Here is a 5965-nt window from a genome sequence, read left to right as displayed (position 1 = left end):
AAACCTTAGTTGTTACAGGAGCACATTCCTAACCTGAACAATGATCTTAAGATGCAACCCTTAATTCTATTACCAATACTTCCAAAGAAATACATTACTATTATTACTAAATTGCCATTGCGTAATTTAGTAATAATGGCAAACATGTACGACAAAGAACAGGTAAGACAGCGATTTCTTGAGGAAGTGGAGCGCCTAGTAACCACTGGCATAGCCCGCTCATACTCCAAAGTAGCGGAAGGCTGTGGCCTGCAGTCCTGGCACATCTCCGATATCCGGAAGTCACGCGTAGAGGTGAGTCTGCAGGTGGTTGTAAACTTTGTCACAGCTTACCGGGAGCATGGGGTGAATTATGGGCATATACTGGATGGGGAAATAGAGAAGCCAGCCGTACCGCTTGCAGCCCTTGATGGACTGGAACGTGCAAGGCAGGAAATAGAGATTAGTATAAGAGCCCTAACCAACATTTAAAGGATATTCACAATAAAGGAGTACACAACAATGAATGGCTCATTGCATTGGTGTCTTATATTTCATTGTCTATATAAATTAAGCGATAATTAATATATATATTTGCAACCATCTTTGAACCCTATTGCAAGATGGACGAATCAACTACTATCAATATCATTTCTTTGGTTTTAAATATAGCATGTAGTGTAACTGCCTCGCTTCTGTTTTTATTTATTCTCCTATTTATCTTTCGACCTCACATCAAAGTCAGCCCCTTTGTCTGCAGGTCCCCTTCTAAGTTTGAGGATGATAAAACGGTATACTTCATTAAGGTCGTAAATCATTCTTTTTTCCCTGCTTACGATATCAAAGTAAACCTGCAGATACTTGAGAAGTACCCTGTACCCCCTGCAGGTATGATGAACACAAGAATGAGACCATTAGAACTTGTTTCCTACACCCACTCCCATCTGGTTGGCTATCGTCCTTCATGGTGGCGAAAGCAGGCAAACCATTGCATTAGATTTAGAACATTTGAAGATTTAGACAGCATTGTAAAGGACGATATGAAATCCGTAGAGGTCCAGGTTACGTTGAAGCATGGCCTTAGCGGACTAGTGAAAGTTTTCTCAGAAGAGTACTCTGACAAAAGCCAAATAAAGGGCGGCACATTTTCTTATGGCACAAAGTTTGGTGTTCTTAACTAAACTTTGTAAAATTACGTATACAAAGCTACACTACACATCTATACAACCCTCAAGCTACATATCATGAAAGACATCGATGTTGGATAATTAACATTATCCTTTTACAAGAAAAATTAAGCGATGTTAAACCTCTTAAAGCCTTCTATTAACTTAGAGGGCTTCTTTTTTTTCTCTCCTCCTGTCTTCTTCCTCCTCCACTTTCCCCCAGGCATCCAACAGGTCATCCACGATGATCACAGGATCCGGGTGATCATAGGCTGAATTGTCCACGTGCCCCACCAGCGCCTCTGCCAGCTCTTTGTTCTTGGTGATGCTCCGGATGCGGGTGTAGCCTGTATGCCTTGCAATGTGGCTGGTGATCTTTTCATGCACCTTTACAGCCCCCTCCTCTGCCTGGCCATTAAATACTTTCCTTGTTCTCACTAACCTGGTGAGCTTGGCTTCCTCTGCCGCATCGCGGATGCGCTCCCCGAACTGGTGCGTGATGGCGTTGCCCTTCTTGGTTCTTACCAGCGGGATCTCCCAGCCGTACTGTTCCAGTAAGGCAGCGGCCATGGGCGGCACCGGGATCAGTACCGGCTCCGAGGTCTTCTGCTGGCTCTTGTCCAGCACTACTACGTCGCCGTGCCGGTGGCTGTGCACCTTCAGGAAGTGGTGCGGCTGCAGCGCCCTCAGGTCACTCCAGCGCAGGGCCAGTTGGCAGTTGATGACGAAGGCATGTGCGTCACGGCGCAGCTTCTCATCCGAGTACTCCGCATCCCTCAGCTGCAGCACCTCCTCCCAGGTAAGATCGAACTTATCGGAGCGCACCTTTTTGCCTGAGCTGATGTGTTCCTTGGAGAGACCGTCCAGCTCCCTGAGCTTGCGCAGCACCAGCCAGTAGAGCGACAGGGAAGAGTCCTGTATATCGTACTTGCTCAGCAGCCAGTGCTCAAACCGGTTGACCCAGGCTTTGTCCAGATCCGAAGGGCGCGCCTTCTGGTCGAACTCCACGATCTTGGTGACCACCTGCTGGAGGTTGTTGACGTAGGTATGGCCAGCCTTTCCTTCCGGCTTGCCCCGGTTTTTCTTAGCCTTGTAGCTGTCGGCCCATTCGTCGAAGTACTCCTGCACCATGACCGGCCCTTTGTTAATCTTTTTATCATTTGGCCGGATGATGAGCTTCAGGTCCTGGTCGGTGAGGACCTCCCCGTTGTCGAGCTTAACTCTAAACTCTTTCTGCACGCGGCCGGCAATGTGCTGGAGGCGGTTGTTGATCTCGGAGGCATAGCGCTCTTTCCGGGCCAGTACTTTCTGGTTCTCGTGGTGCCAGGCCTCCCGGAGAATGCGCTCGTGGGTGGAGGTTCTCAGCTCATAGAGGCCATCGCAGAAGACACGGCAGTAAATGGAGCTTTTGCCCTTGGTGGAGGTGAAATTATGGAGGTAAAACTTACAGGAGATCATGCTTATTACTGTGACGTGAACTGTGACGCAAAATACGAAACATACCCCTATATACCATGGGTTTACGTTGCAGCAAAACCGCCTTTAAAATAATTTCTGCAACGTATTCGGTTATGTTGTGGGATAGCGTTTTATCTTCCTATATTTGCCACAAAATTATGCTTTATCCTCCGCAGAATCTATAGAATAAAAGCTCTTTTCAGAAAACTTTGAAAGAGCCCGTTCTCGTATGTAAAGTATAGTCTTCTTGCCTCTAATCCCTGGATATCATGTCACGTTTCTTCCGTAGCAGCCTATGCAACAGGTACAGCCTCACTGTACGCCTGCTGATCATGCTGTTGCTGATAAGCTCGACTGCAGAGGCGTGCAGTTCCGATACAACCAGCGGCGAGCAACGCCCGACGTCCAAGGAGCATGATGAACTGAATCCGCAGGCGGATACCATGCTGGCCAGGCGGAACGCTGCCGGCCCGCCTGCTACCATCGATTTCCTGGGCAACCCGTTTCTGGCAGATTACCGGCAGAGCAAAAAGCTCGATGCTTATTTTGCCCGCATCACCACAGACTTTACCCTGGATGCCGAAGCGATTGAAAACATACACCGTTCCTCTGTCACGGACACGATCTACACAATCCGTTTTGGCGAGTCGTTGATAGAGCTATACGCCCCTACCCAGACAGGGGACTTGTTGCTGCAGGTAGCCGATATCAGCAACACAGGTATAGCGCTACGCAACAACATGAAGGTAGGCATGGGCCAGCCGGAACTGATGTCGAAGCTCAGGAACTTTGACGTACGCATTTTGCAAACCAACTCTGAGATCGTAGCCACTTCCGTGGAAGGAGCCCCTATCTACCTGCGCTTCTTCCTCAAAAACGGGAAAGTCAACCGTATCCGGTATGAGGGGTATGTGGATTAGTATCTTCTACTTTTCAATGAGTTACCTCTACCGGATCCAACCACCCCTGCCCCTCCTTATCTAAGGCGGGGAGCTTCTGTTTTTACTATGGCTTCAGTTCTTGTTTCATAGTCACTGCATAGTCATCCCCCTGCCCTCTTCGAAGGGGGACTTTCTGCTACTACCTAAGCTTATCATTTTAACGTTAGTAAGGAATATGGCTTATACCTGTCAGTGTTGTCATTTCTCCCGTTGGTCGAAATGACAACACTGACAGGTATAGCAGACATCCTTACAACCTTAACTACGCAGGTATAGCTTCGGCCAGGTGCACAACTGACGATTTTGTGTTTGAGCGGTCAGCGAGTTTAAAAGCGTCTTGACTTTTTTGCTTACTTTTTTTGTCAAGAAAAAAAGTGAGGCCCCGCCGGCCAGGCGAAACTATGCAACAACATCAGGTTAAAGCCTAAGGAAGCCGCAGCTACGGCACCAGCAACATGTAAATTCACAGGTTAAAGTTAATTTACATCTGATCCCCTACCTTTGCCCAAAACCAAAGACACACATCCATGCGCATAGTGATACAGCGGGTAACGCAGGCTTCTGTCACCATCAACCATAAAGTAAAAGGCGAAATAGGAATGGGTTTGCTGCTACTGGCAGGCTTCACAGCCGAGGACACCGAGGAAGACCTGAAATGGATAGCCCACAAGGTGGTACAACTGCGGATATTCAGCGACGCAGAAGACAAGATGAACCTGAGCGTGCAGGACGTACAAGGCGACCTGCTGGTGATCAGCCAGTTTACCCTCTTTGCCAACACCAAAAAAGGAAACCGCCCTTCCTACATCAATGCGGCCCCTCCTGCCCTGGCTATACCTTTGTACGAGCGCTTTGTAAAGCTACTGGAAGAGGCAATGGGCAAGAAAGTCCAGACGGGCGAATTCGGGGCTGATATGAAAGTTTCGTTGCTCAACGATGGCCCGGTGACTATCACGATGGATTCCAAAAACAGAGAATAGCGAGCAGTTAATATTTAAGGTGACAATCAGAAAAACAATAGAATAAATTTATATATTTCTATCAGTTCTATCGCTTGTTTCAAAAATTTAACGAACGCTTTATGCTCTCCCTACATGCTGTCGCCAGGCGAACCAGAGTTATGCGATTTGTCCTGCTTTTTTGCCTGCTGACGGCTGCTACTTCCGCCTCTGTGCATGCCCAAACCGATACAACACTAACCCAAAGCGTTATCGGCAAGCGGTGGATCGTAGAAACGCGGGATGGTTCGGTGATACAGGGCGTTTTCCTGGGGCAGGCAGAAGGTGGCATACGCCTGATGACAGACAGTGCGGGCGAGCTCGTTATCCCGCATGCACAGATCAAAAGCACCCGAATCGTGGACGACAGCCGCATGCGGAACGGCGAGTACTGGTTTGAGAACCCTAACGCTACCCGCTACCTGTTCTCTCCCTCCGCCTTCAGCCTCAAAAAAGGGGAAGCCTATTACCAGAACACGTACCTCGTGCTCAATTCCTTCAACATCGGCATCACGGATAACATCACCATGGGGGGTGGTATTGAGCTGATTTCTACTTTCACAGGAAACCCTGCTTTCTACCTCACACCGAAAGCAACCTTTCAGATCAGTGAAAAATGGCGGGCCGGCGGCGGCATCCTGTATGCCAATGCCATCGGAGTGGATGAAGATTTTTCGGGCCTGGGCGTAGGCTATGGCATTGCCACGTATGGCAACAGGGACAACAATGCCACGCTGGGGATAGGGTATGGCTTTGTAGATGGAGAGATTTCGAGCAAGCCGGTTATTACGCTGAGCGGCATGAAGCGCGCCAGCCGCCGCATAGCTTTTGTGACCGAAAACTGGTTTGTGCCTGCTGATGGCTACTATGGTGTGTTGTCGTATGGGATACGCTTTATGGGTGAGCGCATTACGGTTGACCTTGCTTTCCTCAACAACCGGGAAATTGCCAGTGAAATTGCGATTGGAGTGCCTTATGTAGATTTTGTTATTAATTTTGGCAAATAACCTACCGCAATACCATGACCATAGCCGAAGCCCAGCACATCGTAGATACGTGGATAAAAGAGAATGGCGTACGCTACTTCAATGAGTTGACCAACATGGCCATCCTGACCGAGGAAGTAGGTGAAGTGGCCCGCATCATGGCAAGGCAGTATGGGGAGCAATCGTTCAAAAAGAGTGATGAAGGCAAGCAGCTCCCCAACGAACTGGCTGATGTGTTGTTTGTGCTGATCTGTATTGCCAACCAGACAGGTATAGACCTGACCGAGGCGCTGAGAAAGAACCTCGAAAAGAAAACCGCCCGCGACAGCGACCGTCACAAGCAGAACGAGAAACTGAAGTAAGTTTAGAAGTTTAGGAGTTGGGGAGTTGAGGAAGTGAAATTTAAGAAACAAAACAGGGCCGATCATGCATGATCG

Annotated in this window: 7 protein-coding genes; 6 read left to right on the top strand and 1 reads right to left on the bottom strand. The window is 48.6% G+C overall.

Annotation, left to right across the window (positions count from 1 at the left end; all coding sequences use genetic code 11):
- Positions 1-144 precede the first annotated feature (144 nt).
- Together OB13_RS16165 and OB13_RS16160 are read left to right on the top strand one after the other, a co-directional pair.
- Positions 145-471: a hypothetical protein gene (locus OB13_RS16165; RefSeq protein ID WP_461491213.1), complete on the top strand. Its 327-nt coding sequence runs from the start codon at positions 145-147 to the stop codon at positions 469-471.
- A gap of 131 nt (positions 472-602) precedes the next feature.
- Positions 603-1160: a hypothetical protein gene (locus tag OB13_RS16160; protein WP_461491212.1), complete on the top strand. Its 558-nt coding sequence runs from the start codon at positions 603-605 to the stop codon at positions 1158-1160.
- Positions 1161-1310: 150 nt separating this feature from the next.
- Here OB13_RS16160 and OB13_RS16155 read toward each other — a convergent pair whose 3' ends face one another.
- Complete coding sequence (locus tag OB13_RS16155) at positions 1311-2603, bottom strand: phage integrase SAM-like domain-containing protein (protein WP_461491211.1); 1293 nt, start codon at positions 2601-2603, stop codon at positions 1311-1313.
- Positions 2604-2872: 269 nt separating this feature from the next.
- On the opposite strand from OB13_RS16155, the gene OB13_RS16150 reads away from it, so the two are divergent.
- The 4 genes from OB13_RS16150 (at position 2873) to OB13_RS16135 (ending at position 5890) form a co-directional block, all read left to right on the top strand.
- Positions 2873-3523 (top strand): hypothetical protein, encoded by a 651-nt coding sequence (locus OB13_RS16150; protein ID WP_461491210.1) that lies wholly within the window; start codon positions 2873-2875, stop codon positions 3521-3523.
- Between the two features lie 548 nt (positions 3524-4071).
- On the top strand, positions 4072-4524 hold the full coding sequence (dtd, locus tag OB13_RS16145) for a D-aminoacyl-tRNA deacylase (RefSeq protein WP_461491209.1): 453 nt from the start codon (positions 4072-4074) through the stop codon (positions 4522-4524).
- 101 nt (positions 4525-4625) lie between these two features.
- Positions 4626-5549 (top strand): hypothetical protein, encoded by a 924-nt coding sequence (locus OB13_RS16140; RefSeq protein ID WP_461491208.1) that lies wholly within the window; start codon positions 4626-4628, stop codon positions 5547-5549.
- Between the two features lie 14 nt (positions 5550-5563).
- On the top strand, positions 5564-5890 hold the full coding sequence (locus OB13_RS16135) for a nucleotide pyrophosphohydrolase (RefSeq protein ID WP_461491207.1): 327 nt from the start codon (positions 5564-5566) through the stop codon (positions 5888-5890).
- Positions 5891-5965 lie beyond the last annotated feature (75 nt).

The sequence above is a fragment of the Pontibacter sp. HJ8 genome, from assembly GCF_054824225.1.
Note: the sequence above shows the minus strand (reverse complement) of the source record. Positions and strands in the feature narration are given on the sequence as shown.